General features: G+C 62.0%; 22 protein-coding genes and 1 pseudogene. 16 read left to right on the top strand and 7 right to left on the bottom strand.

All coding sequences use genetic code 11. The features are described from left to right. Positions 1–183: 183 nt before the first annotated feature. The 3 genes from ACVNHC_RS00115 to mobA form a co-directional block, all read right to left on the bottom strand. Positions 184–960 (bottom strand): ABC transporter substrate-binding protein, encoded by a 777-nt coding sequence (locus tag ACVNHC_RS00115; RefSeq protein WP_050471080.1) that lies wholly within the window; start codon positions 958–960, stop codon positions 184–186. A 262-nt stretch (positions 961–1222) separates the two neighbouring features. Continuing rightward, on the bottom strand, positions 1223–2485 hold the full coding sequence (locus ACVNHC_RS00110) for a molybdopterin molybdotransferase MoeA (RefSeq protein ID WP_457166115.1): 1263 nt from the start codon (positions 2483–2485) through the stop codon (positions 1223–1225). Positions 2486–2586: 101 nt separating this feature from the next. Then, the gene (gene mobA, locus ACVNHC_RS00105) at positions 2587–3213 is read right to left on the bottom strand and encodes a molybdenum cofactor guanylyltransferase MobA (protein ID WP_457166114.1); all 627 of its coding nucleotides are present in this window, start codon (positions 3211–3213) and stop codon (positions 2587–2589) included. A gap of 121 nt (positions 3214–3334) precedes the next feature. On the opposite strand from mobA, the gene ACVNHC_RS00100 reads away from it, so the two are divergent. Then, positions 3335–5338: a HAMP domain-containing methyl-accepting chemotaxis protein gene (locus ACVNHC_RS00100; RefSeq protein WP_457166113.1), complete on the top strand. Its 2004-nt coding sequence runs from the start codon at positions 3335–3337 to the stop codon at positions 5336–5338. Positions 5339–6006: 668 nt separating this feature from the next. After that, positions 6007–8010 carry a methyl-accepting chemotaxis protein gene (locus ACVNHC_RS00095; protein ID WP_457166112.1) on the top strand — a complete coding sequence of 668 codons (2004 nt, stop codon included), beginning with the start codon at positions 6007–6009 and terminating at the stop codon, positions 8008–8010. 61 nt (positions 8011–8071) lie between these two features. Here the strand turns inward: ACVNHC_RS00095 and ACVNHC_RS00090 are convergent, their stop codons facing one another. Continuing rightward, positions 8072–9883: an ABC-F family ATP-binding cassette domain-containing protein gene (locus tag ACVNHC_RS00090; protein ID WP_457166111.1), complete on the bottom strand. Its 1812-nt coding sequence runs from the start codon at positions 9881–9883 to the stop codon at positions 8072–8074. Between the two features lie 406 nt (positions 9884–10289). On the opposite strand from ACVNHC_RS00090, the gene ACVNHC_RS00085 reads away from it, so the two are divergent. The 4 genes from ACVNHC_RS00085 to ACVNHC_RS00070 all read left to right on the top strand — a co-directional run bounded on the left by ACVNHC_RS00085 (position 10290) and on the right by ACVNHC_RS00070 (position 15692). Continuing rightward, positions 10290–11876: a peptide ABC transporter substrate-binding protein gene (locus ACVNHC_RS00085; protein WP_058900383.1), complete on the top strand. Its 1587-nt coding sequence runs from the start codon at positions 10290–10292 to the stop codon at positions 11874–11876. 128 nt (positions 11877–12004) lie between these two features. Beyond that, positions 12005–12928 carry an oligopeptide ABC transporter permease OppB gene (gene oppB, locus ACVNHC_RS00080; protein ID WP_058900382.1) on the top strand — a complete coding sequence of 308 codons (924 nt, stop codon included), beginning with the start codon at positions 12005–12007 and terminating at the stop codon, positions 12926–12928. A 9-nt stretch (positions 12929–12937) separates the two neighbouring features. Continuing rightward, the gene (locus tag ACVNHC_RS00075) at positions 12938–14065 is read left to right on the top strand and encodes an ABC transporter permease subunit (protein WP_058900381.1); all 1128 of its coding nucleotides are present in this window, start codon (positions 12938–12940) and stop codon (positions 14063–14065) included. A 1-nt stretch (position 14066) separates the two neighbouring features. After that, the gene (locus ACVNHC_RS00070; protein WP_457166110.1) at positions 14067–15692 is read left to right on the top strand and encodes an ABC transporter ATP-binding protein; all 1626 of its coding nucleotides are present in this window, start codon (positions 14067–14069) and stop codon (positions 15690–15692) included. A 70-nt stretch (positions 15693–15762) separates the two neighbouring features. Here ACVNHC_RS00070 and ACVNHC_RS00065 read toward each other — a convergent pair whose 3' ends face one another. Then, the gene (locus ACVNHC_RS00065; RefSeq protein ID WP_457166109.1) at positions 15763–16617 is read right to left on the bottom strand and encodes an SDR family oxidoreductase; all 855 of its coding nucleotides are present in this window, start codon (positions 16615–16617) and stop codon (positions 15763–15765) included. Positions 16618–16872: 255 nt separating this feature from the next. Between ACVNHC_RS00065 and ACVNHC_RS00060 the strand changes: the two genes are divergently transcribed. Next, on the top strand, positions 16873–17235 hold the full coding sequence (locus tag ACVNHC_RS00060; protein ID WP_457166482.1) for a winged helix-turn-helix transcriptional regulator: 363 nt from the start codon (positions 16873–16875) through the stop codon (positions 17233–17235). Here the strand turns inward: ACVNHC_RS00060 and ACVNHC_RS00055 are convergent, their stop codons facing one another. Continuing rightward, entirely contained in the window at positions 17236–17379 is a 144-nt protein-coding gene (locus ACVNHC_RS00055) for a sunset domain-containing protein (RefSeq protein ID WP_457166481.1), read from the bottom strand. A gap of 132 nt (positions 17380–17511) precedes the next feature. Further along, positions 17512–17817, bottom strand: a pseudogene (locus ACVNHC_RS00050) (thermonuclease family protein); the annotation flags it as partial. A 474-nt stretch (positions 17818–18291) separates the two neighbouring features. On the opposite strand from ACVNHC_RS00050, the gene ACVNHC_RS00045 reads away from it, so the two are divergent. The 9 genes from ACVNHC_RS00045 to mnhG all read left to right on the top strand — a co-directional run bounded on the left by ACVNHC_RS00045 (position 18292) and on the right by mnhG (position 25656). Then, entirely contained in the window at positions 18292–18894 is a 603-nt protein-coding gene (locus ACVNHC_RS00045; RefSeq protein WP_050471091.1) for a superoxide dismutase, read from the top strand. A gap of 67 nt (positions 18895–18961) precedes the next feature. Then, on the top strand, positions 18962–19396 hold the full coding sequence (locus tag ACVNHC_RS00040) for a DUF1284 domain-containing protein (protein ID WP_457166108.1): 435 nt from the start codon (positions 18962–18964) through the stop codon (positions 19394–19396). A 298-nt stretch (positions 19397–19694) separates the two neighbouring features. Beyond that, positions 19695–22073 carry a putative monovalent cation/H+ antiporter subunit A gene (locus ACVNHC_RS00035; RefSeq protein ID WP_457166107.1) on the top strand — a complete coding sequence of 793 codons (2379 nt, stop codon included), beginning with the start codon at positions 19695–19697 and terminating at the stop codon, positions 22071–22073. After that, entirely contained in the window at positions 22073–22492 is a 420-nt protein-coding gene (locus tag ACVNHC_RS00030; RefSeq protein WP_050471094.1) for a Na+/H+ antiporter subunit B, read from the top strand. The genes ACVNHC_RS00035 and ACVNHC_RS00030 overlap by 1 nt, the downstream gene beginning before the upstream one ends. Next, positions 22492–22869, top strand: coding sequence for a Na+/H+ antiporter subunit C (locus ACVNHC_RS00025; protein ID WP_050471095.1), 378 nt, complete (start codon positions 22492–22494; stop codon positions 22867–22869). Before ACVNHC_RS00030 ends, ACVNHC_RS00025 begins: the two co-directional genes overlap by 1 nt. A gap of 3 nt (positions 22870–22872) precedes the next feature. Next, the gene (locus tag ACVNHC_RS00020; protein WP_457166106.1) at positions 22873–24477 is read left to right on the top strand and encodes a Na+/H+ antiporter subunit D; all 1605 of its coding nucleotides are present in this window, start codon (positions 22873–22875) and stop codon (positions 24475–24477) included. After that, a complete protein-coding gene (locus ACVNHC_RS00015) occupies positions 24474–24950 on the top strand; it encodes a Na+/H+ antiporter subunit E (RefSeq protein WP_050471097.1) in 477 nt (158 codons plus the stop codon). The genes ACVNHC_RS00020 and ACVNHC_RS00015 overlap by 4 nt, the downstream gene beginning before the upstream one ends. Then, positions 24947–25303 carry a cation:proton antiporter gene (locus tag ACVNHC_RS00010; protein WP_050471098.1) on the top strand — a complete coding sequence of 119 codons (357 nt, stop codon included), beginning with the start codon at positions 24947–24949 and terminating at the stop codon, positions 25301–25303. Before ACVNHC_RS00015 ends, ACVNHC_RS00010 begins: the two co-directional genes overlap by 4 nt. Continuing rightward, complete coding sequence (gene mnhG / locus ACVNHC_RS00005; RefSeq protein WP_050471099.1) at positions 25300–25656, top strand: monovalent cation/H(+) antiporter subunit G; 357 nt, start codon at positions 25300–25302, stop codon at positions 25654–25656. The genes ACVNHC_RS00010 and mnhG overlap by 4 nt, the downstream gene beginning before the upstream one ends. Positions 25657–25986: the final 330 nt, after the last annotated feature.

Raw genomic sequence — 25986 nt, 5'->3', positions numbered from 1 at the left:
ACCCTGCGCCTCAGGGGCACATGCCCCTGATCCTGGCTTTGCCGGACATGCCATGCTGTCAGGGGATGGACCGGCAGCGCCGGCCAATCCTGCCCGCGCTTTCCAGCCTGTACCTGCATCCGGCGTTCCGGCCACCTGTCTGAAGCGGTGCGGGCAGGGGATCGCCTGCCCGCCCGTGCCTCATCAATCGCCGTAAACGTCGAACTCGAAGTACTTGTCGTTGATTTCCTTGTACTTGCCGTTCGCGCGGATGGCGGCAATGGCAGCGTTCAGCTTTTCCTTGAGCTCCTGGTCTTCCTTGCGGATGGCAATGCCGGCGCCTTCGCCGTTGATCACCGGGTCCGGCTTCAGGGTGCCGAGGATCTTGCAGCAGGCGCCGTCTTCGCTCTTCACCCATTCCGAGAGCACGACAACGTCGTCAATCACGCCGTCGATGCGGCCGTTGACGAGGTCGAGCTTGTACTCGTCGGACGTCGGATAGAGCTTCAGATCGGTCGAAGGAAGCTTCTCTTCCGCATAGTTGGAGTGGGTGGTGGAGCTCTGCGCACCGATGGCCTTGCCAGCGAGGGCCGCATCGGTAGCTTCCGTCAGCGGGCTGTCCTTCGGCACGGCAATCGCCGGGGGGGTGTTGTAGTACTTGTTGGTGAAGTCGACCTGCTGCTTGCGCTCTTCGGTGATCGACATGGAGGCAATGATGGTGTCGAACTTGCCTGCCTGCAGCGCCGGGATGATGCCGTTCCAGTCAGAGGTGATGAATTCACACTCGACCTTCATTTCCTCGCAAAGCGCCTTGGCAATGTCGATGTCGAAGCCCGTCAGCTGACCATCGGAGCCCAGCACGTTGAACGGAGGATAGGCGCCCTCCGTGCCCATGCGGATCTTGCTCCAGTCCTTCGCCTCGGCTGCACCGAATGCGGCGACGGACAGGATTGCAGCTGCGGCAATCGTCTTGATACCCATGTAACTTACCCCTCGCGCCTTGTGTCGCGGCAGCAGGCCGCAGGCGGCTGCTGTGCCTCAGGTTGCTTGTTCTTTCATTCATCCAGGCACCGGTCCGCAGCACTTCAGCAAGCGGCAGACCCGGCGCCCATTGTATGAACATATCCCGGCAGAAACCGCTCGCCCAGATGAAAAAACATGCTGGCACAGAAGATGTGCACTGACATTTTTGCCGGTATTCACCCCGTGACGCAGCGTCCGGCTGAGGCTGCAGGGCGCGACATCATGCCAGAAAGCTGCTGAAAGGAAGAAAACACACCGCATCGCCCCTGTGGATGGCCGCCGTTTCTTCCGGAATTTCGATGAGGCCATCCGCCTCTCTGAGGCTCGAAATCAGCCCGGAGCCGGAGCGGGGATAAAGCTCTGCATGCACGGAGCCATCGGGATGTGTGACAAGCCGCCCGCGGCTGAACTCCCGCCGCCCGGTCTTGCGCCGGGGCAGGTCGAAGGCGGCCTGCACCTGAAAACCTTGGACTGGGGCGGCCGCCATTCCGGCACGGCGCAGCAGCAGGGGGCGGGCATAGAGCAGGAAGGAGACCATCGCCGCCACGGGGTTGCCGGGCAGGCCGATGATCAGGCAGTCTCCGGCCCGGCCCGTGATCAGCCTGCGGCCCGGCTTGATGGCAAGGTCGAAGACCTGTGCTTCACCAATGCGCTCCAGCACGGCCAGAAGGTGATCTTCCTCTCCGTGGCTGGCCCCGCCGCTGGTGAGGATGACGTCGCAGCGGCCCGATGCCTCAGACAGGGCAAGCTGCAGGGCATCGCGCCGGTCCGGGCAGATGCCGAGATCGGTGATGTCTGCCGGGCAGCTTTCCAGCAGCGATGTCAGCAGGAAATGATTGGCATCATAGAGCCCGCCCGCGCCAAGGGGAGTGCCGGGACGGACGAGTTCATCGCCGGTCGAGATCACACCGGCACGGATGCGGTTGAACACGGGGACCTGGGCGGTGCCTGTCGAGGCGATGGCGGCAAGGTCCTGGGCCCGCAGCCGGTGGCCTTGCACAAGGATTTGCGTGCCTGCCGCAAGGTCTTCCCCCGCCAGCCGCCGGTTGGCGCCCTTGGGCAGACCTGTCGGAATGACAACAACACTCTGGCCGCCGTTGGTCTCAAGGCGGCAGTCTTCCTGCATGGCCACCGTGTCGGCACCTTCCGGCATCACGCCGCCGGTGAAGATACGGGCGGCGGCCCATGGGGCCTGCGCCTGCACGGCCGGGTGGCCTGCAGGAATGCGCGTTTCCAGCCGGAAGAAGCCGCCGCAGGGGTCGAAGTCCTGATGGCGGAAGGCGTAGCCATCCACGGCGGAGGTGTCGTGCTGCGGCACGTTGCGCGGGGCCGTGACGGGCGCTGCCAGAATGCGGCCGCGCCCTTCGCCGAGGCTGATGGTTTCATGGCCGGGCGCAGGCAGAGGCAGGCGTGCGAGCAGGTCCTGCGCCTCGTCATGGAGCAGGCGCTTGTCATCCGCGCCGAAACAATCCTCACCCCGCATCCGCTTTTCCCGCTGTCCTTCTGCCGCCCGTGTGCGGCCGTCCCGAACATTCCCTGCTTTGCGCCTGCGTGCAAGCCGCATCAGGATCATGCGTCAAGAGGTCAGGTGTAGCTGAGGCCCGCTCCCTCCCGCGCGGCAAGGATCCGCTGGGCTTCGGCGAGATCTTCCGGCGTGTTGATGTTGAAAAAGGGGTCTGTGCCATCCTCATCGAGCGGAAAATCCACCTCGATAGCACCGCATTCGCTCAGGAACTGGCCCACGCGGGCGTTGCCGACGGCAACCCAGTCCTGCAACTGCGGCAGCAGCGAAACGGGCCAGCAGGCGAACAGCGGATGCCTGCGGCCATCAGACACCGCTATGCCCGGGGTGCCGGGGCCGCTGGCTGCGGTCAGCCGCTCAACCAGTGTTTCAGGGAAGAAAGGGCCATCACAAGGAACACTCACCAAATGATTGCACTCTGGATAGTTTTCCCTTGCGTAAAGCATTGCCGTAATAATACCGACCAATGGCCCGCCGCGCCCCGGCTGAAAATCACGGGCGACCGGTAGCTTCAGAGTTTCAGGCAAATAGCCGGGATCGTTATTGATAATTATAACAGTCTCGACTTGTTTCTGAAGCCTTGCCGCCACATGCGAGATCAGTGGAAGTTCCGTAAGTGGAATTGATGGCTTGTGACCACCTTTCATCCGGGATCCGGCGCCTCCTGCAATAATAAAGCCGATGATCATCGTGGCCTCTAACTTTCCCGTGTTTGAGCTGGCCGTTTTGCAGCGCATTGTTGAACAGGCTTGTTAACTTCACCTAGAGATTTCACGACGTATTGTTGCGCAATCCAGAACAGGAGCTGTCATGTTTATCTCGACCGTTCGTGCGAAGCTTTTTGGCGGATTTGGCGCATCTGTTGCCGCTCTGCTTGTCGTATCGTACATCGGCTACAGTGGTTTGCAGACTGCTGCCACCTATTTCAGCCAATTCCGCGAAACGGCGAGGCAGAGCCTGACTGGTTATGAGGCGCAGGCCGCGCTGATGGAAGCCAGGCTCGCCATCTTGCGGTATCAGCTGGAGGAAACCGCGGACAGCGCGGCCCAGGTGAACGACCTGATCGGAAAGATCAGTTCGGGCGCATCGCAGATCGAGGAGGTTTTCGCCGGATCTCCCCTGCTGGCCGAACTTCGGGAACTGATCCAGCAGGTTGACGCCTATCAGGCCGCCTTTGATGAGTTGCGTGCGGTGAATGAGGAAGTCGCTCTCAGCCTGACCCAGGTGAAAGAAGGGGGCGACGCCTTCCGCGAGAATATGGCCGGTGTGATGCACAAGGCCATTGAGGAGCAGAATTACCTCGTTCTTGAAACCGTGGCCCCGGCGATGCAGGAATTTCTGCTGGCGCGGATCTATGTCGAGCGTTACGCGAGCAGCGGAAACGCGGACGACCTCTCTGAGGCCATGGACTATTACGATGAAGCGACTACGCTGCTTCAGCGGCTGCAGTTTGCACAGAAGTCGCCGGAGCTGAACCGGCTTGTGGCGCCGCTGCCCGCGCAGATGGAAGATGTGATCAGCGAAGCTTCCTATCTGGAAATCGCCATTTCCAAGGCCGCTGACATTCGCGAAAACAAGCTCGAGACGCTGGGGCCGCTGATCATGTCCGGATATCAGGCGGCCGTCGACAAACTGATCGATGCGCAGAACGAAATGGGGCCGGTGGCCGAAGCCGGCATTGAAAACACGAGTTCGACGACGCTGACGCTGGCAAGCCTCTTCACGCTGGTGATGGCGGCCATTGCCCTGTTCCTGGGCACATCCATTTCCCGTGCCATCAACGCCATCACGGACTGCATGCGGGCCATTGCGGCAGGCGACCTGTCCATGAAGGTGTTCGGGGCGGGGCGTTCCGACGAAATCGGCGAGATGGCTGCGGCTGTTCAGGTTTTCCAGGCCAATGGCATCGAGAAAGAGCGGCTGGAGCGCGAGCAGGCCGCTGTCAAGGAGCAGCAGGAGGCCGAGCGCCGCAAGCTGATGAACGACCTGGCCGACAGCTTCGAACGGGCCGTGGGCGGCATTGTCGAGACGGTGTCTTCCGCATCGCGGGAAATGCAGGCTGCGGCGAACACGCTGAGTGCCTCGGCCGAGCAGACGTCGCATCAGTCGACGGCGGTTTCCGCCGCATCGGAAGAGGCTGCAGTCAATGTGCAGACGGTTGCAGCGGCCACCGAGCAGCTGGCAGCCTCTGTGCGCGAGATCGGCCGCCAGGCAGAGGAATCCTCGACCATGTCGCACAGGGCCGTCGGGGACACCCAGACCGCCAGCGAGCGCATCGCCTTCCTGTCTTCGGCCTCACAGAAGATCGGCGACGTGCTGAGCATGATTTCGGACATCGCAGGCCAGACGAACCTGCTGGCGCTGAACGCCACCATTGAGGCGGCGCGCGCTGGTGAGGCCGGCAAGGGCTTTGCGGTCGTGGCAACGGAAGTGAAGGCTCTTGCCGAGCAGACGTCCCGCGCCACGCAGGAAATCTCCGGCCAGATTGCCGAGATCCAGGCGGCGACCAACGCGTCCGTTGACGCGATCCAGAATGTCGGGGACACGATCGCGCGGCTGAACGGCATTGCCGCAACCATCGCCGCTGCGGTGGAAGAGCAGAATGCGGCCGCGCTTGAGATCGCCCGCAACGTGCAGCAGGCCTCTGCGGGCACGGTGGAAGTCTCCTCCAACATCACCGGCGTCAGCCGTGCTGCCGAAGAGACGGGGGCAGCCGCTTCAGAGGTCCTGGGCTCCGCAGGCGGACTTGCCAGGGACGCGGAAACCCTCAAGGTAGAGGTCGCCCGCTTCATCGCACAGGTGCGCGCCGCGTAATACCAAGGCGCTGATATCAGACACAGCAAAGGCCGGGCAGCAATGTCCGGCCTTTTGCCGTTGGCTGCGTGCCAACGCCGGGGCAGTGGGCAGGAGATGCCTGGCGCGGCAGGCTTCCGAGGTGGCTGGCTGTTTAACACCCCGGCCGTTCCGGGCGTTGTGTCATCTGCAACGTGCGGAGCGGAAGGGAGTTTTTACACTAGTTAAAATTAACTATAAATATACGTCAGGTTTCGGCGGGCTCGCCACGTGAATACGGTTCACGGTAACCTAGGATAACTTTCCTTCGTCAAAAGAAAAAAATCAATAAATCCGACGGGGCCGATTTAATTCCTGTGCTGTCTAGGGTGCGAGGCCGAAAAGATCAAGTTTTCCGTTAGATTTTTATCGATGCATACCGGAGGAGTTGATCCGGTTCGAGTTGGGACAACCTTTCCGAGATGAATATGTGTGATTTGCATTCCGTAGAGTTTGTTCTATGTATTTTTTAAATATGTCTATTATTATTGCTCGTATATTGGAGTAAAATTCGCTTAATTTTGCATTTTTTGTCTTAATTCTGCTACTGAAAGTATGATTGTCATGTATTTTTAGATTTAAATCGTGGTGTTAACCATGTTTATATTGTTTTGGCGCAATCTGTAGAGGCCTGTTAACCGGGGGTTCTAATGCTAAATCTCACTGTGCGCTCCAAACTCTTCGGCGGCTTCGGTCTATCTGTCGCTGCACTCCTTGCGGTCTCCTGGCTCGGCTATAGTGGCCTGCAGACCGCCTCCAATTATTTCGATGACTACCGGGCAGCGGCCCGGCAGTCGCTTGTGATTTCTGAATCGGCCACGATCCTGACGGAGGCCCGCCTTGCGGTGGTCCGTTATGCTCTTGCTCCCAATGACACGGACGGGCAGCGAGCTGAAAAGCTGCTGTCGGATCTCAAGGCCAGCAAGGCCAAGGTCAGCCAGTTCTTTGCAGGCTCCCCGCAGCTTGCCGAGCTTCAGGCGCTTGAGAGCGATGTCGTTGCATATGAGCGGGCCTTTCTCGATTTCCGCACGTCCAATACCGCTGCTACGAATGCTCTTGAAGGATTGCGGAAAGAGGATGGGGAACTCCGGGCGCTTCTGACGGAAACCGTCGAGAAGGCCATTGCCGAAGACAACAGTGTCGTGCTGGCTAACTCTGCGCGGGTCTTGCAGGAGTTCCTGCTCGCCCGGGTGTATATGGAGCGGTATGGGCTTGCCGCAAATCCGGCGGATCTGGCTCAGGCCCAGACCCGCTATGCGAATGTAGAGCCTCTCCTGAAGACGGTTACCTCGGCACAGCAGAGCTCTGGCTTGTCTCAGCTGACGGGCAGGCTTGTCGCGGAGTTCGAGCAGGTCAGGCAGCAGGCCAGGGACGTCGAGACCAATGTTGCGGCCCAGCAGGAGGCCCTGACAGCGCGGATCTTCAAGATCGGTCCGGCCATATCAACGGCCTATCAAACCGTCAGCAATGAAGTGATTGCAGTACAGAATGAAGTGGGGCCGAAGGCCTCCGCCGGGATCGACAGCACCCTGTCCACGACGCTGACGCTGGCAAGCATCTTCACGCTGGTGATGACGGCGATTGCTGTCTTCCTCGGCATGTCCATCTCCCGGGCCATCTCTGCGATCACGGATTGCATGCGGGCCGTTGCGGCTGGCAACCTGACGATGAAGGTCTTCGGATCGGGCCGCTCTGACGAGATTGGTGAAATGGCGGCTGCCGTCGAGGTGTTCCAGGCCAATGGCATCGAGAAGGAACGGCTTGAAAGCGAGCAGGCGGCTGTCAAGGGCCAGCAGGAGGCCGAGCGCCGCCGCATCATGAACGAGCTGGCTGACAGCTTCGAGCGTGCCGTGGGCGGGATCGTCGAGACCGTGTCGGCCGCCGCGCAGGAAATGCAGGCTGCAGCCAACACGCTGAGCGCTTCGGCAGAAGAAACGGCCCAGCAATCCACCGCGGTGTCGGCGGCTTCCGAAGAAGCGGCCGCCAATGTGCAGACGGTTGCCTCGGCGACTGAGCAACTGGCGGCGTCAGTCAATGAAATCGGGCGCCGGGCTGAGGAGTCGTCCAGCATGTCCCAGCAGGCGGTTGGTGATACCCAGACCGCCAGCGAGCGGATTGCCTTCCTGTCTTCGGCTTCGCAGAAGATCGGCGACGTGCTGAACATGATCTCGGAGATTGCCGGCCAGACCAACCTGCTGGCGCTGAACGCCACCATAGAGGCGGCCCGTGCCGGTGAAGCCGGCCGTGGCTTTGCGGTGGTTGCTTCGGAAGTGAAGGCGCTGGCGGAACAGACCTCCCGCGCCACGCAGGAAATCTCCGGTCAGATCGCCGAGATTCAGTCTGCCACCAGCGCTTCGGTGGATGCAATCCAGAATGTCGGTGACACCATCGCCAAGCTGAACAGCATCGCCGCGACGATTGCCGCCGCGGTGGAAGAGCAGAACGCAGCCACTTCGGAAATCGCCCGCAACGTGCAGCAGGCCTCTGCGGGCACGGTGGAAGTCTCCTCCAACATCACCGGCGTCAGCCGCGCGGCGGAAGAGACGGGCGCAGCCGCCTCGCAGGTCCTGGGCTCGGCCGGTGGCCTTGCGAAGGATGCTGATACGCTGAAGATGGAAGTGGCCCGCTTCATCGCGCAGGTGCGGGCGGCGTAAGCTTCAGGCGAACACGTCAAACAGCGAAGGCCGGGCAGCAATGCCCGGCCTTTGTGTTTTCTCAGCCTTCGGCTTCCTCACGCAGCATTTCCAGTTCCAGCCACTGCTCTTCGGCCGCATCCCTTTCACCGGTGAGGCGGGTGATTTCGGCGGAGAGCTTGGCGAAGCGGTCCGGGTTCTTGGCGTAGAGGTTCGGATCGGCCATCTCGGCCTGCAGCTTCTCCAGCTTCTTCGTCAGGCTGTCGACGGTCTCCGGCAGGGTCTTGAGAAGATGCAACTGGGTGAAGGAGAGCTTCACCTTCGACGAGGACTTGGCTTCGGTGGCGGCCGGGGCAGGGGCCTTTTCGGCCTTGGCTGCTTTCTCGGCCTTGCGGGCGGTCACGCCATCGCCACGCTGTGCCATCATGTCGGAATAACCGCCGGCATATTCCTGCCACTTGCCATTGCCTTCCGAGACGATGACGGAGGTGGCGACGCGGTCGAGGAAGTCACGGTCGTGCGAGACGAGGAGCACGGTGCCTTCGTAGTCGCTGAGCAGTTCCTGCAGGAGATCCAGCGTCTCAAGGTCGAGATCGTTGGTCGGCTCGTCGAGCACCATCAGGTTGGACGGGCTGGCGAGGGCACGGGCGAGCATGGCACGGGCGCGCTCGCCGCCCGACAGAACGCCGACAGGGGTGCGGGCCTGTTCGGGAGCGAAGAGGAAGTCCTTCATGTAGGACATGACGTGCTTCGTCTCGCTGCCCAGAACCACCGTATCGCCGCGCCCGCCGGTGAGGACGGTGGCGAGCGTGTCGAGCGGATTGAGGTTCTCGCGCTTCTGGTCGAGGGTGACCATCTGCAGGTTGGTGCCAAGGCGCACGGTGCCGCTGTCCGGCTCCAGTTCGCCGGTGAGCATCTTGAGCAGGGTGGTCTTGCCCGCGCCATTGGCGCCGATGAGGCCGATGCGGTCGCCGCGCTGGATGCGGCTGGAGAAATTCGAGACGATGGTCCGCTCGCCATAGCCCTTGGAAATGGACTTGGCCTCGATCACCAGCTTGCCCGAAGTTTCCCCTTCGGTGGCGGCCAGCTTGGCGGTGCCCTGCGGGCCACGGTGGCTGCGGGCCTTGTCGCGCAGGTCCGCCAGTTCACGCACGCGGCGCATGTTGCGCTTGCGCCGGGCCGTGACGCCGTAGCGCATCCAGTGCTCTTCCCGCTTGATCTGCTGGGCCAGCTTCTGCTGGTCGCGTTCTTCCTGCTCGAAAAGCTCGTCGCGCCAGGCTTCGAAATGCTCAAACCCCCGCTCCATCCGCCGCGATGTGCCCCGGTCGATCCAGACGGTGGCACGGGAGAGGTTTTCGAGGAAACGCCGGTCGTGCGAGATGAGTACGATGGCGGACCTGAGGCTCTTCAGCTCGGTTTCGAGCCACTCGATGGCCGGAAGATCCAGGTGATTGGTCGGCTCGTCGAGGAGAAGGATGTCCGGCTCCGGTGCCAGCGTGCGGGCGAGCGCCGCGCGGCGGGCTTCGCCGCCTGACAGGCTCTTCGGGTCTTCCTTGCCGGTGAGGCCAAGGACTTCCAGCAGATAGGGCGCACGGTAGGGATCATCGCCGGGGGCGAGGCCTGCGGTCACGTAGTCGAGCACGGTTTCGTAAGCCGACAGATCCGGCTCCTGCGGCAGATAGCGGATGGTGCGGCCGGGCTGCACGAAAATCTCGCCCTTGTCGGCCTCAATCATGCCGGCGGCAATCTTCAGCAGGGTGGATTTGCCCGAACCGTTGCGCCCGACGAGGCACAGCCGGTCACCTTCCGAAACGCTGAGCTCGGCTCCGGTCAGAAGCGGCGTGGCGCCGAAAGTGAGATGAATGTCACGCAGGATGAGAAGCGGAGGGGCCATGTGGTCCTGTCAAAGGTCGAGTGTCAGAGGCGCTGCCATGGAGGGGCGGCGCGAAGTCTGGCGCAGAGGAACGCCATCTTGGGCCGCCATGCAAGAGGAAACCGCAGGAGGGCCGATTCTCTGTTTTCAGCGTGTCCGTGCAGGGGGCAGGTGAAAAAAAGCCGCAGAATGCAGGCGTTTTTCTGACGCCTTGATTGTGGGCACGATGAATAACTAAGCGGAATGCATAAATTTTCAGGAGAGGAAAAATTTTTCGAATGACTGGCACTGCCGAAAAGAATCCGTTTTTTTACCCTCCTGCAACCCGTGTTCCCCCGTGGCAGGGTTGAACAGGGTGGGGCTGCATGTGAACGTGCCAGCGCACCGGCACCAGGTGCTCTTCAAGTGTTGAAGAGGGGAGACTAAAATGTTCAAGTCCGCAAGGATGACTGCGCTCGCCGCCGCGCTTCTGGCTGCAACCTCCTTCTCTGCCATGGCGGAGATGGTTTATCACCGTGGCAATTCCGCCGATCCGGAAACGCTGGACCAGCACAAGACCTCGACGGTCTATGAAGGCAATATCCTGCGTGACCTCTATGAGGGGCTTGTTGCCTACAGCGCTGCCGGCAAGATCATTCCGGGCGTTGCAGAGAGCTGGACCCAGTCCGAGGACGGCAGGACCTACACCTTCAAGCTGCGCGACAACGCCAAGTGGTCGAATGGGGATCCGGTCACGGCCGGTGACTTCGTTTTCTCGCTCCGCCGCATCATGAACCCGGAAACGGGCGCGAAATACGCGACCGTGCTCTATCCGATCCTCAATGCCGAAGCGATCAACAAGGGCGAGAAGCAGGGTGAAGAACTGGGCGTGAAGGCGGTTGACGACCACACGCTGGAAATCACGCTTGAGCGGCCGACCCCGTATTTCGTGGACCTCCTGGCCCACCAGACCGGCCTGCCGGTGCATCCGGCCAGCGTCGAGAAGTTCGGCAGTGACTTCGTCAAGGCCGGCAACATGGTGTCGAACGGCGCCTACATGCTGGCCGAGTTCACGCCGAACGCCCAGCTCAAGGCCGTGAAGAACCCGAACTTCCATGATGCTGCCAATGTAGCCATCGACACCGTCGTGTTCTATCCGACGGAAGATCGCGGCGCTGCGCTGCGCCGCTTCCAGGCTGGCGAACTGCATTCCAACGATGACGTGCCGACCGAGCAGATGGCCTTCATCGAGAAGGAACTGGCCGATCAGTTCAAGCCCGCTCCCTATCTGGGCACCTACTATTACGCCCTCAACATGAAGGATGAGGCGCTGGCCAAGCCGGAAGTGCGCCGCGCTCTTTCCATGGCCATCGACCGCGAGTTCCTTGCGGACGAGATCTGGGGCGGCACGATGATTGCCGGCTACTCGCTGGTTCCCCCGGGCATCAACAACTATGGTGAGCCGGCCTATGCGGATTACAAGGATCTGCCGCAGATCGACCGCGAGGAGCAGGCCATCGAGCTGATGAAGCAGGCTGGCTACGGCCCGGACAAGCCGCTGAAGCTGACGATCAACTACAACACCTCCGAGAACCACAAGAACACGGCTGTTGCCATTGCCGACATGTGGAAGCCGCTGGGTGTGGAAGTTTCGCTGGTGAACACGGACACTGCGACCCACTACGCCATGCTGCGTGACAAGCAGGACTTCGACGTCGCCCGTGCCGGCTGGATCGGCGACTATTCCGACCCGCAGAACTTCCTGTTCCTGGTGGAGTCCGGCAACGACGGCTTCAACTACGCGAACTACAACAACCCGGACTACGACAACCTGATGAAAGAGGCCGCCAATACGACGGACCTCGAAAAGCGCGCTGCCATCCTCAAGGAGGCAGAGACCATCTTCATGCGCGATCTGCCTTTCATCCCGATGATGTACTACGCCTCCAAGAACCTCGTCTCGCCGAAGCTCAAGGGCTTCGAGACGAACCTCATGGACGTGCATCCGACCCGCTGGATGAGCATTTCCGAGTAAGACAGGACACGGCTGGCGGCGGCTTCCGAAAGGGAGCTGCAGCTGGCCGTTTTGCGTCATGACGGGCGCTGTCTTGCAGCTTCTGGCTGCCGGGCAGCGTTTCCCTCTGGCGAAGGAAAGGTCTGGGCATGTTGCGCTACGTGCTTGAACGGTTGTTGGGAGCCATCCCGACACTCTTCTTTATTGTCACCATCTCCTTCTTCCTGATCCGCATCGCGCCGGGCGGGCCCTTCGATCTGGAGCGGCCGCTGGAAGCCAAGGTGATGGAAAACCTCAACCGGATCTATCATCTGAATGAACCGCTCTGGAACCAGTACCTGATCTATCTGAAGAATATCGCGGTTCTGGATTTCGGCCCCAGCTTCTACTTCCGTGATTTTTCGATCAACGAACTGTTTGCAGCCAGTCTGCCGATCTCCATCCAGCTTGGCCTGAGCGCGCTGGTTCTGGCACTGATCGTTGGCGGTGTGCTGGGCGTGATCGCAGCGCTGCGCCAGAACCACGGCCTTGATTATTCCGTGATGGCTGCCGCAACGCTGGGCGTGACCATTCCGAATTTCGTCGTGGCACCGGTGCTGCAGCTGGTGCTGGGCGTCAATTTCGGCTGGCTGCCGGTTGGCGGATGGGCGGCCGGCAACTACGCTTATGCAATCCTGCCCGTGGTGACACTGGCTCTGCCGCAGATTGCCGTGGTGGCGCGCCTGACGCGCGGCTCGATGATCGAGGCGCTGCGCTCCAACCATGTGCGTACGGCGCGGGCCTATGGCCTGTCGGCCTATACGGTCATCGTGGTGCATGCGCTGCGCGGGGCACTGCTGCCGGTGGTCTCCTACCTCGGACCGGCCGCCGCTGCGCTGCTGACCGGATCGGTGGTGGTAGAAACCATCTTCGGCATTCCCGGCATCGGCCGCTACTTCGTGCAAGGGGCGCTCAACCGCGACTACACGCTCGTCATGGGCACCGTGGTGATCGTTGCCTGCTTCGTCATTCTTTTCAATCTTGTCGTGGATCTGCTCTATGCGCTGCTTGATCCGCGCGTGCGTTTCGACTGAGGACCAGCCATGAGCCTGACTTCCTCTGCAAACGGACCACAGCCGGTCAAGGGCCGCTCCCTCTGGGATGACGCGCGGGACCGGCTGAAGGCCAACCGGGCGGCGGTTGCGAGCATGATCGTGCTGGCACTCGTGACGCTCGTCTCCATCATCGGCCCTTATCTGTCGCCGCATGGCTTCGATCAGGTCTACCGTGACTTCGTGAAAGTGCCGGCGAGCCTGCAGCCCTATCCGCAGCCTGAACAGGTGGAGCCGGGGCTGATGAACGTGCTGCGCCGGGCCCGCCTGGACGCTGAGAACTTCCAGCGCGACGGGGACACGGTGAGCGTGCGCCTTACCTCCTCGCGCGAGATCGATCCGCGTTCGGTACAATATGTGGACCGCAGTGATTACTTCCAGAATGCCCGCCTTGAGGACATGGCGGCCGACGGCAAGTCGGTGACGCTGAAGGCAGACGTGCGCAAGCTGCATTTCTACTTCGGCACGGACGCCAATGGCCGTGACCTGATGACCCGCACCATGATCGCAGGCCGCGTATCGATGACCATCGGCCTTCTGGCGACGGTGGTGGCCATCTCCATCGGCGTCATCTATGGCGCAACCTCAGGCTATCTCGGCGGCCGGGTGGACCAGGTGATGATGCGCATCGTCGATGTGCTCTATTCGCTGCCGTTCATCTTCTTCGTCATCATGCTGGTGGTGTTCTTCGGCCGGAACTTCGTGCTGATGTTCATTGCCGTGGGCGCGGTGGAGTGGCTGGACATGGCCCGCATCGTGCGCGGCCAGACGCTGACCATCAAGCGGCAGGAATATGTGCAGGCGGCCGAAGCCATGGGCGTTGGCAATGCGGGCATCCTGCGCCGCCATGTCATCCCCAACACGCTGGGGCCGGTGGTGGTCTATATGACGCTGCTGGTGCCGAAGGTGATCCTGCTGGAAAGCTTCCTCTCCTTCCTGGGCCTTGGCGTGCAGGAGCCGATGACGAGCTGGGGCGTGCTGATTTCGGAGGGCGCGCGCAACCTGCAGGGCGGCGTGTGGCTTCTGATCTTCCCCTCGATCTTCCTGACCTCGACGCTGTTTGCGCTGAACTTCATCGGCGACGGCCTGCGCGATGCGCTTGATCCGAAGGACCGCTGACATGACGACATCTCAGAACCAGAATGATGCGGTGCTGAAGATCGAAGGCCTGACGGTCAGCTTTGCCACGAATACAGGCGTGGTGGAGGCCGTGCGGGGTGTCGATATCCACGTCAACCGCGGCGAAACGGTCGCCATCGTGGGGGAAAGCGGTTCGGGCAAGAGCCAGACCATGATGGCAGCGATGGGGCTGCTGGCGTCCAACGGCATCACCGGCGGGCGCGTGCTCTACCGGGACCGGAATATCCTCGGCCTGAAGACCGGCGAGCTGAACCAGGTCCGCGGCAAGAAGATCACCATGATCTTCCAGGAGCCGATGACCTCGCTCGATCCGCTCTACACCATCTCCCGCCAGCTGTGCGAGCCGATGGTGGAAAACGGCGGCCTGAGCTGGTCCAAGGCCAGGGCGCGGGCGCTGGAGCTGCTCAAGCTCGTCAATATTCCCGAGCCGGAGCGCAAGCTGAAGTCCTATCCGTATGAGCTGTCCGGCGGGCAGCGTCAGCGTGTGATGATCGCCATGGCGCTGGCTAATGATCCGGACGTGCTGATCGCGGATGAGCCGACGACGGCACTGGATGTGACGACGCAGGCGCAGATCCTCGATCTTCTGGCGGATCTGCAGAAGCGGCTGGGCATGGCGGTGGTGTTCATCACCCATGACCTTGGCATCGTGCGCCGGATTGCGGACCGCGTTTACGTGATGCGCAAGGGCGAGGTGGTGGAAGAGGGCGAGACGGCTCAGATCTTCGAGGCGCCTACCCATGACTACACCCGCATGCTGCTGGACGCCGAACCGGAAGGCACCAAGGCGCCGGTTGACGTGTCGGCACCGGTGGTGATCGAGGGGCAGAAGGTGTCGGTGGAATTTGCCCTCGGCGGCGGCCTGCTGACGAAACCTTTCATCCTGAAGGCGGTGAACGACATCTCGCTGACCGTGCGCAAGGGCCAGACGCTGGGCATCGTGGGCGAGAGCGGGTCCGGCAAGTCGACGCTGGGCCGGGCGCTGCTGGGGCTGATGCCTGCACAAGGCCGGGTGTTCTTCAACGGTACGCGCATCTCGGACAAGAGCAAGGCGGAGCTGCGCCCACTGCGCAAGCATATGCAGCTGGTGTTCCAGGATCCGTTCGGCTCGCTGAGCCCGCGCATGACCGTGGGCCAGATCATCACCGAAGGGCTGCTGGTGCATGAGCCGGGCCTGAGCGGTGCCGAGCGTGACCGCAGGGCCTGTCAGGCACTGGAAGAGGTGTCGCTCGATCCGGTGATGCGCAACCGCTATCCGCACGAGTTCTCCGGCGGCCAGCGCCAGCGCATCGCCATCGCGCGGGCCATGGTGCTGAAGCCGGATCTGATGGTGCTGGACGAGCCCACATCGGCACTGGACCGCACGATCCAGAAGCAGATCGTGACGCTGCTGCGCGACCTGCAGAGCGCCCATGGGCTGACGTATCTCTTCATCAGCCACGATCTTGCGGTGGTGCGGGCCATGTCGGACACGGTGATGGTGATGCAGCACGGCAAGATCGTCGAGGCGGGGCCTGCGGCGGATGTGTTCGAGGCGCCGCGGGAGGATTACACCCGCCGCCTGATCGCCGCCGCCATGCTGCCCGAGGCGCATGCGGCCGCGTGATCTGTGACGAAAAACCTCTCCCGGATGGCTCCGGGAGAGGCTGACATGCGGCGTGAAAGGCGGTTGGGGGTCAGCCCTTCACGGCCTCAGCGACCATGACGGCCAGCGACGTCGTGGGGCGGCCCGTCAGGCTGGAAAGCGTCTTGCTGTTGTCCTCAAGGTCGCCCTTGGCGGTGCAGGTGTCGCAATCAGCCAGAATGGCGGCAAAGCCTTCCGGCAGGCCGACCTGCACGAGAACATCCTTGTAGGCCGCTTCCGGCAGGTTGGTGTAGGTCACCGGTTTGCCCGAGGCGCGGGACAGTTCAGCCGCATAATCCGCCTTGCTGAAGGACGTATCTCCGGCCAGTTCATAGATGGTGCCGGAGGGTGCGCCCTTGCGCAGCACTTCAGCGGCGGCAGCGGCATAATCAGCGCGGGCTGCCGCGGAGATGCGGCCATCACCGGAGGCGCCGACGACGCCATGAGCAATCTCGGCCTGCACGGCGGAGAGATAGTTCTCGGTATACCAGCCGTTGCGCAGCAGGACGTAGTTGAGGCCGGACGCGGCGAGCATGTCTTCGGTGGCCTTGTGTTCACCGGCAAGGATCATGCCGGACTGCTGGGCGCGCAGGACGCTGGTGTAGAGGACGAGGCCGACGCCGGCAGCTTTCGCTGCCTCGATGACGGCCTTGTGCTGCGGCACGCGCTGGCCGACTTCGCTGCCGGAGATGAGCAGCAGGCGGTCAACGCCGGCAAGGGCAGGGGCGAGGGTTTCCGGCTTTGAATAGTCGAAGGCCACCACTTCCACGCCGCGTGCGGCAAGATCGGCCACCTTTTCCGGGGACCGGACGAGCAGGCGCAGCGAGGCGGCCGGTTCGGTGGCGAGCAGGTTTTCGGCGACGAGGCGGCCAAGCTGACCGGAAGCGCCGGTGATTGCGAGTTTCATATGCGGCTCCATCTGCTGATTTGCTCCGGCGGGCTCGCCGGGTCAATGCGATGCGGCAGATATGCGCTATGTACTTTCTTTTGGAAAGTACATACAATTTGGTAAGTTAGAGGAAAGGTGTCCCGGCTGGATGTGCCTTTCAGGAGAAAAAATATGGAAAACAGTACCTTGGACAGGGATGAAAAAATCTCTGACGAAGCTGGAACTGTGGACGTGGCCCCGGATCTGGTCACCGGTCAGCCGCTTTCGGAGCTGATGCGCCGGGGCGCGCTGTTCAGTGTGGCCTGTCCGTCGCGGGAAATTCTCAATCATCTGACCAGCCGCTGGGGTGTGCTGATCCTGCTGGCGCTGCTGGAGGGCACGCACCGTTTCAGCGAGCTGCGCCGCAAGGTCGGCGGCGTGAGCGAGAAGATGCTGGCGCAGACGCTGCAGCAACTGGAGGGGGATTGCATGATTGACCGGGTATCGCTGCCCGTGGTGCCGCCGCATGTGGAATACAGCCTGACGCCGCTGGGCCGCGAGGCTGCCGAGCGGGTGAAGACGCTGGCAGACTGGCTGGAGGTCAGCACCCCCAACATCATGGCGGCGAAGGCGGAGCGGCTACGGGGGACCAGTTGATCAGCTGCTGTGGGCGGCCCGCCAGCCCGCGGCAATGGCTTCCGCTTCCGTGCAGAACCAGCGCTCACCCTTGTTTTCGTTGATGCTGGTGCGGGCGTAGGAAGCGGACCAGGGCATGTGATAGATGCGGCCGTTCTTGGAGATGTTGCCCTTGATCGGGCATTCCCTGTCCGCATCCGCCGAAGCCTGGACGTGTCTTTGAGTGCTGGCATTCTGCCACTTGGCGGCTCTGAACTCCCACGGGGCTTGGGCTGTGCCTGCGAACATGCCGATACGGCCCGCACGGGCACGGGCTTCCTCGGCCACGTAGCTGGAGGAATAGCGGACGAAGGCGAAGGCGTGACCGCTTTCCACCATGGCCGCGTTCACGTTGACGCCGCCGGAATAGCAGGTGCCCAGCCAGCGGCCATAGGTGTCGGTAACATCGCCCTTGCAGGTCACCGGCCCACGTGAGAGCAGCACCTTCAGGGCATTTGCCGCCTCTTTGCCGCAGTCGTATTCCCTGCCGGAAGACGAAAGGCAGCGCTGCGCCAGCTCGGGCGCATCAATCCCTTCCAGGCGGATCTTCTCGCCGTTCAGCACGATTGTGTCGCCATCCGTGACCTTGAGCCCCTGCAGCGCGAGAGGGGCCGCACCGCCAGTGACACATGCAGCAATGACAAGCGCGCCGAGCGGAAGGCGGCTCCGGAGAGAGGGCCGGATTGCGTTTGTTTTCAAGACTGTAATCCCGGAATCAGGCGTGGCCGAGGTGGCGCGCCGGGAAGTGTGGGGAGCAAGGATTAACGGGCTGTTAAGATCTTGCTTCCGGTTTTAAGGGACGCGCGGATTGGCCGCTTGTGAAAGGCGGGAGGCGCTGAACGCGGCGCGCCGGAAATGGTTCCAGCTAATAAACCAAGAAAAATATTTTTTTATTTGCCCGGACGCATTGCCCACGAGCGAGAAGACGCCTATTTTGCATCCCGGCGCGAGCTGCTTCCCCGCAGCTCCGGAAGGGCCGGGCCAGCATGAACGCATGCAGCCGGGCCGCACCACAGCTTTCCTGAAGGAGGATTTGCCATGTCTTTCGAACTTCCCGAACTGCCGTATGCCTATGACGCCCTTGGCCCCTACATGTCCAAGGAGACGCTTGAGTATCACCACGACAAGCACCATCAGGCCTATGTGACCAACGGCAACAACCTGCTGAAGGACAGCGGCCTCGAAGGCAAGACGCTGGAAGAGATCGTCAAGGAGAGCTTCGGCAAGAATGCCGGTCTCTTCAACAACGCCGGTCAGCACTACAACCACATCCATTTCTGGAAGTGGATGAAGCCGAATGGCGGCGGCAAGTCCATCCCGGGCGCTCTGGCCAAGGCCATCGACAGCGATCTGGGCGGCTATGACAAGTTCCGCGCCGACTTCATCGCCGCCGGCACCACCCAGTTCGGCTCCGGCTGGGCCTGGGTTGCCGTCAAGGATGGCAAGCTGATCATCTCCAAGACCGCCAACGGCGAAAGCCCGCTGGTGCAGGGTGCGTCTCCGATCCTCGGCGTCGACGTGTGGGAGCACTCCTACTACATCGACTACCGTAACGCCCGTCCGAAGTACCTCGAGGCCTTCGTCGACAACCTGATCAACTGGGACTACGTCCTGGAAATGTACGAAGCTGCGGCCAAGTAAGCTTCCGTTTCGTTGAAAGGCCCGGCCTCGCGCCGGGCCTTTTGGCATTGAAGGGGAGGTAGAAGGCATGACCATCCGGCTTCGCGGACATCACCTGTTGTGCATGCTGACCTTCGTCGGGGAGGGCTATTCCCCCCGCTTTGTCGCCAATTATGCGAGGGTGATCCGGCGGATGAGGGCAGGGGAGCCTGTGGTGATCGTTCAGGGGCCGGACGACATCTGTGCGCCGCTTCTGGCTGGTGACGCTCCCCATTGTCACCGCGACAGCGTTGTGGAACGTGACCGGCTGGCTCTCGAAAGTGCCGGAACACTGCTCGGACGGCGGCTGGAAGCTGGCGGCGAGGTGATCGTGGACGGGGACATGCTGAACCGGATGCAGCGTGGCTTTGTTTCGGGCGAACTCCGCCCGGCCTGCAGTGGCTGCGAGTGGTCCGGCCTGTGCGACAAGGTTGCCGAGACGGGGTTTGAAGGGACCCGGCTTAGGGCAGGGACGGGGGACTGACCCGGCAAACATCTGATTCGGCCCCTTGCGATGCGGGGCAAGATCTCGGTGGGCAGTGCCAGGTAAACGTGCCGTTCAGGCAGCTTTTCTACCCGGAGATTTTCGTCCCGGGGTGCTCCTTTCCGAATTGCCGCAGCGTGAAGGCGCGCGGTCTTGCGATTATGGCGAAAAGTGGTCTTCGCGCCCTTGTGCAGCACCTCGACAGAGCCTAACTCGATCAAGATTCTTAACTCTCGGCGGCTACACTGAGAGTCCCGATTTGCATGTACTGGCAATTTGCCCTAGCCGAAGAGTGAGCATGACACCCGCCGCACTCGACACGACCATTCTCGCCGTGCTTGCGCCCTTCGCGGCTGCAATCATCGCGCCATTCGCCACGAAAGTGCTGAAGCACAATGCGGCCTGGCTGCTTGCCATCGTGCCGCTGCTGATCTTCCTGCACTTCACCCGGTTCGTACCGGGTGTGTCCGAGGGCGAAGTCTATACCGTCGCAAAAGAATGGGTGCCCGCCTATGGCGTCACCCTTTCTTTTTATCTGGACGGGCTTTCGACGCTGTTTGCGATGCTGATCTCCGGGATCGGCACCTTCATCATTCTCTACGCGGGCGGCTATCTGAAGGGACATCCGCAGCAGGGCCGGTTCTTCTCGTTCCTGTTCATGTTCATGGGGGCGATGCTGGGACTGGTGACGAGCGATAACCTGCTGTCGCTGTTCATCTTCTGGGAATTGACCTCGATCACGTCCTTCCTGCTGATCGGCTTTGATCATCTGAGGGCTGCCTCGCGCCGTGCTGCGCTGCAGGCGCTGCTGGTGACCGGCGGCGGCGGACTGGCGCTGCTGGCCGGTTTCCTGCTGATCATGCAGGTAACCGGTATGTCGCAGATGTCGCAGGTGCTGGCGGGCGGCGATGTGCTGCGCAACAGCGGCCTCTATCTGCCGATCCTGATCCTCGTTCTGGGCGGCGCCTTCACCAAGTCGGCGCAGTTCCCGTTCCACTTCTGGCTTCCCAACGCCATGGAAGCGCCGACCCCGGTGTCGGCCTTCCTGCACTCGGCCACCATGGTCAAGGCGGGTGTCTACCTGCTGATGCGCATGCATCCGGCTCTGGGCGGCACCGAAGTCTGGATGACCGTACTGCCGCTGTTTGGCGGCATCACGCTGCTGGTGGGCACGGTCCTGGCCGTGCGCCAGACCGACCTGAAGCTGATGCTGGCCTATACGACGGTTGCCTCGCTCGGCCTTCTCGTCATGCTGACGGGCACCAGTTCGCAGAAGGCGCTGGAGGGCGCTGTGCTCTATCTGCTGGCGCACTCCCTGTTCAAGGGCGCTCTGTTCATGGTGGCCGGTATCATCGACCATGAGACGGGCACGCGCGACGTGACGAAGCTGGGCGGGTTGCGCAAGGCGATGCCCATCACCTTTGCAGCTGCCGCGCTCGCCGGGCTTTCCATGGCCGGCCTGCCGCCCTTCATCGGCTTCATCGCCAAGGAAGTGCTGTATTACGGCACCTGGGGGCTCTCCAGTGGCGCTCTGCTGATCACCGCCGTGGCTATGGCGGGCAATGCGCTGATGCTGGTGATTGCGGCAGCTGTCGCCATCAAGCCGTTCTTCGGGCCCGAGGTGCATACGCCCAAGCATGCCCATGAAGGCCCCGCATTGCTGTGGGCCGGACCTGTCGTGCTGTCGCTGACCGGTCTTGCCGCCGCTCTGCTGGCCCATTCGACGGGCGAACTGTTCATCGGGCCGATGCTGTCCTCCCTGATGGGCGCGCAGACGGCCGTGGAACTGCATCTCATCCCCGGCTACATCTCCGCACCGCTGATCCTGTCGATCATTACCGTGGCGCTGGGGATCGGGCTGTTTCTGATGCTGGACCGCCTGCGTGCGGCGGTGGCCGGTGTGCTGAAGGCCATCGGCTGGGGACCGGACAAGGGGTTCGACCAGTTTGTGGCTGCCATCGTCAAGCTCTCCACCGGCGTCACCCGCCTGCTGCAGGGCGGTTCGATGCAGACCTATATGGCCGTCGTCTTCCTTGCCACGGGGGCCGCGCTGCTGTTGCCGGCAGTCTTTGCCAATGGCATGCCGCAGGTGCCGGAATGGCCCGAGTTCCGCTTCTATGAATGGGCCGTGATCCTGATCGCTGTGGCTGGCCTGGGGGCGGTTCTGTTTGCCAACACCCGCCTGACGGCCATCGTGACACTCGGCATCCAGGGCTTCGCGGTGGCGCTGATCTTCATGCTGTTTGGTGCACCGGATCTCAGCTTCACCCAGTTCATGGTGGAAACCCTGTCTGTGGTGATCCTGGCCCTCGTCATGACCCGGCTCAATCTGTCACCCCGCGACCACCGCCCGATGCTTGCGCGGATCGTCAGCCTTGGCATTGCGGGTGCCGTCGGCCTCGGCTTCACGCTGGTGCTGCTGGCCATCACGCAGCAGCCCTTCGACGCGCGTCTGTCCGAGTTCTTCACCCAGTACAGCCGGGTGATTGCTCATGGCCGCAACATCGTCAACGTGATCATCGTCGACTTCCGCGGTTTCGATACGCTGGGCGAAATCGCGGTGGTGGTTCTCACCGGGCTTGCCGTGCTGGCGCTGATCCGGGTCCGCACCAAGCCGGAACCCGAGACGGCCAAGGGCGGCAAAACCACGAAGACCAAGCCTGCGGAGGCACGCTGATGCGCACGATCATCTTCCGCACCTTTGCGCCCTATATCGCGGCCCTGATGGTGCTGTTTTCCATCTTCGTACTGCTGCGCGGCCACAATGAGCCCGGAGGCGGTTTCATTGGCGGCCTGATTGCTGCTTCCGCCCTGGCCATCTACGGCATCGCCTGCGGTGTGGAGGGTGTCCGCAGGGCCATCGGCGTGCATCCGATGACGCTCGCCGGTATCGGTCTGCTGCTGGCTGCCGTTGCCGGGCTGCTGTCGGCTTTCACGGGGCAGGCCTACATGACCAGCCAGTGGGCTGTCGTGCATATTTTCGGCACGGATGTGGATCTGTCCACGCCGATGTTCTTCGATATCGGGGTTTATCTCGTCGTGGTGGGAGCCTTCGGCTCCATCGCGCTCGCGCTTGAGGAAAGGGAGAGCGACTGATGGAAGCCGGACTGTCCATCCTCATCGGCCTGTTCTTCACCGTGGCCGTCTATCTGATGCTGTCGCGCATGTTCGTGCGGATGCTGATCGGTGTCGTCATCCTCGGCAACGCGGTCAACATGCTGATCTTCGTCAATGGGCGCCTGACCCGTGAAGTGCCGCCGCTGATCCCGCTGGATCAGGCGACTGTCACGCAGGCAACCGCCAATCCGCTGCCGCAGGCTCTCGTGCTGACGGCCATCGTGATTTCCTTCTCCTTCTTCGCCTTCCTGCTGGTGCTGGCCTACCGCACCTATCAGGAACTGGGCACCGATGACGTGAACGACATGCGCATCGCCGAGCCCAAGGGTGAAGCCGGTCCTCCGCAGGGGTACTGATCCATGGCCGGACCTTCCTATTCGGTTGATATTTCTCAGGCTATGACCACCGCGCCGGTGACGGCGGCGGACTGGCTCATCGTTGTGCCCTCGATTCTCACCCTCATCGGCGGTTCACTCTGCCTGCTGCTGCGCAAGAACACGTCCCTGCAGCCGAAGCTGGCGCTGGCCTTCCTCGGTCTGCTGGTTCTGGCGACCGGAGCCCTGCTGGTGCATGTGCTGAAGGCCGGCGTCGTGACCATGGTAATGGGCAACTGGCTGCCGCCTTTTGGCATCGCCTTCACGGCCGATCCTCTGGGCGCAGTCCTTGCCTTCATTGCCTCGGTGGTGGCGCTGTGTGCGGGCATCTACGGAGCAGGGACCATTGACACCTCCGGGCGGCGTTACGGGTTCTATCCGTTCCTGCTGTTCCTGATGACGGGTGCCTGCGGCGCCTTCCTGACCGGCGACATTTTCAACATGTATGTCTGGTTCGAGGTGCTGCTGATCTCGTCCTACGGTCTTCTTGTGCTGGGCAACGGCAGGGCGCAGCTGGACGGCGCCGTGAAATACGGTGTGCTGAACCTGATCGGCACAAACCTTTTTCTGATCGCCACCGGCCTGCTCTATGGCCATCTGGGCACGTTGAACATGGCGGATGCCGCCATGAAGCTGGCGAATGCAGAACCCTCCGGCCCGGTGATGACCATCGGTGCCCTGTATCTGCTGGCCTTTGCGATGAAGGCGGCAGCCTTCCCGGTGAATGCCTGGCTTCCGGCGTCCTATCACACCCCGAGTGTCGCGGTTTCGGCGATCTTTGCCGGGCTTCTGACCAAGGTTGGCGTCTATGCGCTGCTGCGCGTCATGGTGATGCTGATGCCGGTGGCCCGCGCCGAAATGAGTGAAGTGATTGCCTGGGTGGCGGCTCTGACCATGCTGGTGGGGGTTATCGGTGCGCTGGCGCAGTCCGATCTCCGGCGTCTGCTCGGCTATCTGGTCATTTCCGGCATCGGCTCGATGCTGGCGGGCATCGCCATGGGCACGCCCGCGGCGATTTCCGGCACCATTTTCTATGCGGTGCATTCGATCATCGTCATGACGGCGCTCTATCTGGCCGCCGGTGTGATGGCTTCGATGTGCGGCAGCAATGATCTGCGCAAGCTGGGCGGCCTTTACGGCGAGAGCCCGGCCCTTGCAGCCGTGTTCCTGATCCTTGCCTTTGCCGTGGCCGGCCTGCCGCCCTTCTCGGGCTTCTGGCCCAAGCTGATCCTCGTCGATGCCGCGCTGGAGACCGGCTGGTCCTGGCTGGCGGCCGCCATCCTCGTGACAGGGTTCCTGACCTCAATGGCCGTTGGCCGGGTGTGGATCTATGCGTTCTGGCGCGGCGGGCCCGAGGGAACGGCTGACGGCGGCCAGGTGGCGCTGCAAGGCGGTGGTTCTGCAGCGGTTGCCTTGCAGGCCTCAGGCCTTGCTTCTCCGGCGCTCTGGATCCCGGTTGGCGCGCTGACGGCACTGGTCATCCTGTTCGGACTTGCGCCGGAATGGCTGATGAACATCGCCATGCGCGGTGCCGGCGGCCTGATTGATCCGGCCGGTTACTTCCTGTCTGTCTTCGGAGGTGCAGCATGAGCGGCCTGTTCCTCGTCAATATCCTGCTGGCTGCCGCATGGGGGGCGGTGACTGGCTCCTTCTCGGTGGTCAATCTTGCTTTCGGCTTCGTGCTCGGACTGGGAGCGCTGTATCTGATCCGCGAGCAGATCAACACCGGCGGCTATTTCCGCCGTGCCTCGCGCGTCACCGGGCTGATCCTGCTCTTCCTCTACGAGTTGGTCATGTCGGCCTGGCGCGTGGCACGGATCGTGATCCGCCCGAAACTTGACCTCAATCCGGGGTTCATCGCGTTCCCCCTGACGGTTGAAAGCGACTTCGAGATAGCGCTTCTGGCCAATCTGATCACGCTGACGCCGGGAACGCTGTCCGTGGATGTCTCAGAGGACCGGAAGGTGCTCTACATCCACTGCATCGACGTTCCTGATCCGGAAGGGACCATTGCGGACATCCGCAATGGGTTCGAACGCAAGATCATGGAGGCCTTCCATTGAGCCCGCTTGACCTGTTTGCCGAAAACTTCCTTGAGGTCTGCATCCAGATTTCTCTGGTGCTGCTGGTCTTCACCTTCGCCGTGACGGTGGTGCGCACAGTGCTCGGACCGAGCCTTCCGGACCGGGTGGTGGCCCTCGACATGCTGGTGGCGACGGCGATCGGCTTCATTGCCGTGATCGGCATTGCAACCGAGTTCTATCTCTACGTGGACATCGCCATTACGCTTGGCCTTGTCGGGTTCCTCAGCACAGTGGCGCTGGCGCGCTTCATTCTGAACCGGGGGCAGGTCGGCGATCCGACCATTTCCGCGGAAGTGAAGGAAGATCTCGCCCGCAGAAAGGCTGGAAAATGAACGCTGCAATCGAAATCGCCAGTGGGCTCTTCCTGGTTGCCGGAGCGCTGTTTGCGGCAGCTGCCGCACTTGGCCTCATCCGCTTTCCCGACGTGTTCTCGCGCATGCATGCCGCGTCAAAGGCCGGGACCCTGGGGTCCGGGCTGATGCTGATCGCGCTGGCTCTGCACGCGAGGGAACTGGATGTGATCACCAGAGCGATCGCTGGCGTTGTTTTCTTTCTGCTGACCGCTCCGATCTCTGCGCATCTTGTGGCCAAGGCGGCTCTTGCTGCCGGATACCGCCCTTGCGCGGTGACAAAAATGGACGTCCTCGCACCGCTTCTCGACCGGAAGAAGAAGCAGAAGACCTGACAGGGTTGCCCTTCCGGTCAGGAGAGGAAAGTGCTTGTTGCAAGGCCTGGTGTCAGACACCGGGCCTTACTTTTGTCGGGACAAGTTTCGGCTCTGTGAAAGCTTGCAGGGCCGGGCAGGGCGCGGCCAAAGGCTGGTTGCGCGCGGGATGCGGGAAAGCCGCAACTTGACGGCACTACAGCGGGTTTTTACCACAATATGGACAAATTTGGACTACAGATGACGGAGGTGTTTCGTTGAAAACAGGCCGTTTTACTTTTGGGGCTGACATAGATAGCGTTTTCAGTTTTACTTGAACCACCAGTTTTGCAGGACGCTGACGAGATTGGC

It is taken from the genome of Pannonibacter sp. Q-1 (assembly GCF_054073275.1).
Note: the sequence above shows the minus strand (reverse complement) of the source record. Positions and strands in the feature narration are given on the sequence as shown.

Excerpts from the sequence above, each read along its gene's own strand:
- ACVNHC_RS00115 (WP_050471080.1), bottom strand. The coding sequence starts at position 960 with ATGGGTATCAAGACGATTGCCGCAGCTGCAATCCTGTCCGTCGCCGCA.
- ACVNHC_RS00110 (WP_457166115.1), bottom strand. The coding sequence starts at position 2,485 with ATGCGGGGTGAGGATTGTTTCGGCGCGGATGACAAGCGCCTGCTCCAT.
- mobA (WP_457166114.1), bottom strand. The coding sequence starts at position 3,213 with ATGATCATCGGCTTTATTATTGCAGGAGGCGCCGGATCCCGGATGAAA.
- ACVNHC_RS00100 (WP_457166113.1), top strand. The coding sequence starts at position 3,335 with ATGTTTATCTCGACCGTTCGTGCGAAGCTTTTTGGCGGATTTGGCGCA.
- ACVNHC_RS00095 (WP_457166112.1), top strand. The coding sequence starts at position 6,007 with ATGCTAAATCTCACTGTGCGCTCCAAACTCTTCGGCGGCTTCGGTCTA.
- ACVNHC_RS00090 (WP_457166111.1), bottom strand. The coding sequence starts at position 9,883 with ATGGCCCCTCCGCTTCTCATCCTGCGTGACATTCATCTCACTTTCGGC.
- ACVNHC_RS00085 (WP_058900383.1), top strand. The coding sequence starts at position 10,290 with ATGTTCAAGTCCGCAAGGATGACTGCGCTCGCCGCCGCGCTTCTGGCT.
- oppB (WP_058900382.1), top strand. The coding sequence starts at position 12,005 with ATGTTGCGCTACGTGCTTGAACGGTTGTTGGGAGCCATCCCGACACTC.
- ACVNHC_RS00075 (WP_058900381.1), top strand. The coding sequence starts at position 12,938 with ATGAGCCTGACTTCCTCTGCAAACGGACCACAGCCGGTCAAGGGCCGC.
- ACVNHC_RS00070 (WP_457166110.1), top strand. The coding sequence starts at position 14,067 with ATGACGACATCTCAGAACCAGAATGATGCGGTGCTGAAGATCGAAGGC.
- ACVNHC_RS00065 (WP_457166109.1), bottom strand. The coding sequence starts at position 16,617 with ATGAAACTCGCAATCACCGGCGCTTCCGGTCAGCTTGGCCGCCTCGTC.
- ACVNHC_RS00060 (WP_457166482.1), top strand. The coding sequence starts at position 16,873 with ATGCGCCGGGGCGCGCTGTTCAGTGTGGCCTGTCCGTCGCGGGAAATT.
- ACVNHC_RS00045 (WP_050471091.1), top strand. The coding sequence starts at position 18,292 with ATGTCTTTCGAACTTCCCGAACTGCCGTATGCCTATGACGCCCTTGGC.
- ACVNHC_RS00040 (WP_457166108.1), top strand. The coding sequence starts at position 18,962 with ATGACCATCCGGCTTCGCGGACATCACCTGTTGTGCATGCTGACCTTC.
- ACVNHC_RS00035 (WP_457166107.1), top strand. The coding sequence starts at position 19,695 with ATGACACCCGCCGCACTCGACACGACCATTCTCGCCGTGCTTGCGCCC.
- ACVNHC_RS00030 (WP_050471094.1), top strand. The coding sequence starts at position 22,073 with ATGCGCACGATCATCTTCCGCACCTTTGCGCCCTATATCGCGGCCCTG.
- ACVNHC_RS00025 (WP_050471095.1), top strand. The coding sequence starts at position 22,492 with ATGGAAGCCGGACTGTCCATCCTCATCGGCCTGTTCTTCACCGTGGCC.
- ACVNHC_RS00020 (WP_457166106.1), top strand. The coding sequence starts at position 22,873 with ATGGCCGGACCTTCCTATTCGGTTGATATTTCTCAGGCTATGACCACC.
- ACVNHC_RS00015 (WP_050471097.1), top strand. The coding sequence starts at position 24,474 with ATGAGCGGCCTGTTCCTCGTCAATATCCTGCTGGCTGCCGCATGGGGG.
- mnhG (WP_050471099.1), top strand. The coding sequence starts at position 25,300 with ATGAACGCTGCAATCGAAATCGCCAGTGGGCTCTTCCTGGTTGCCGGA.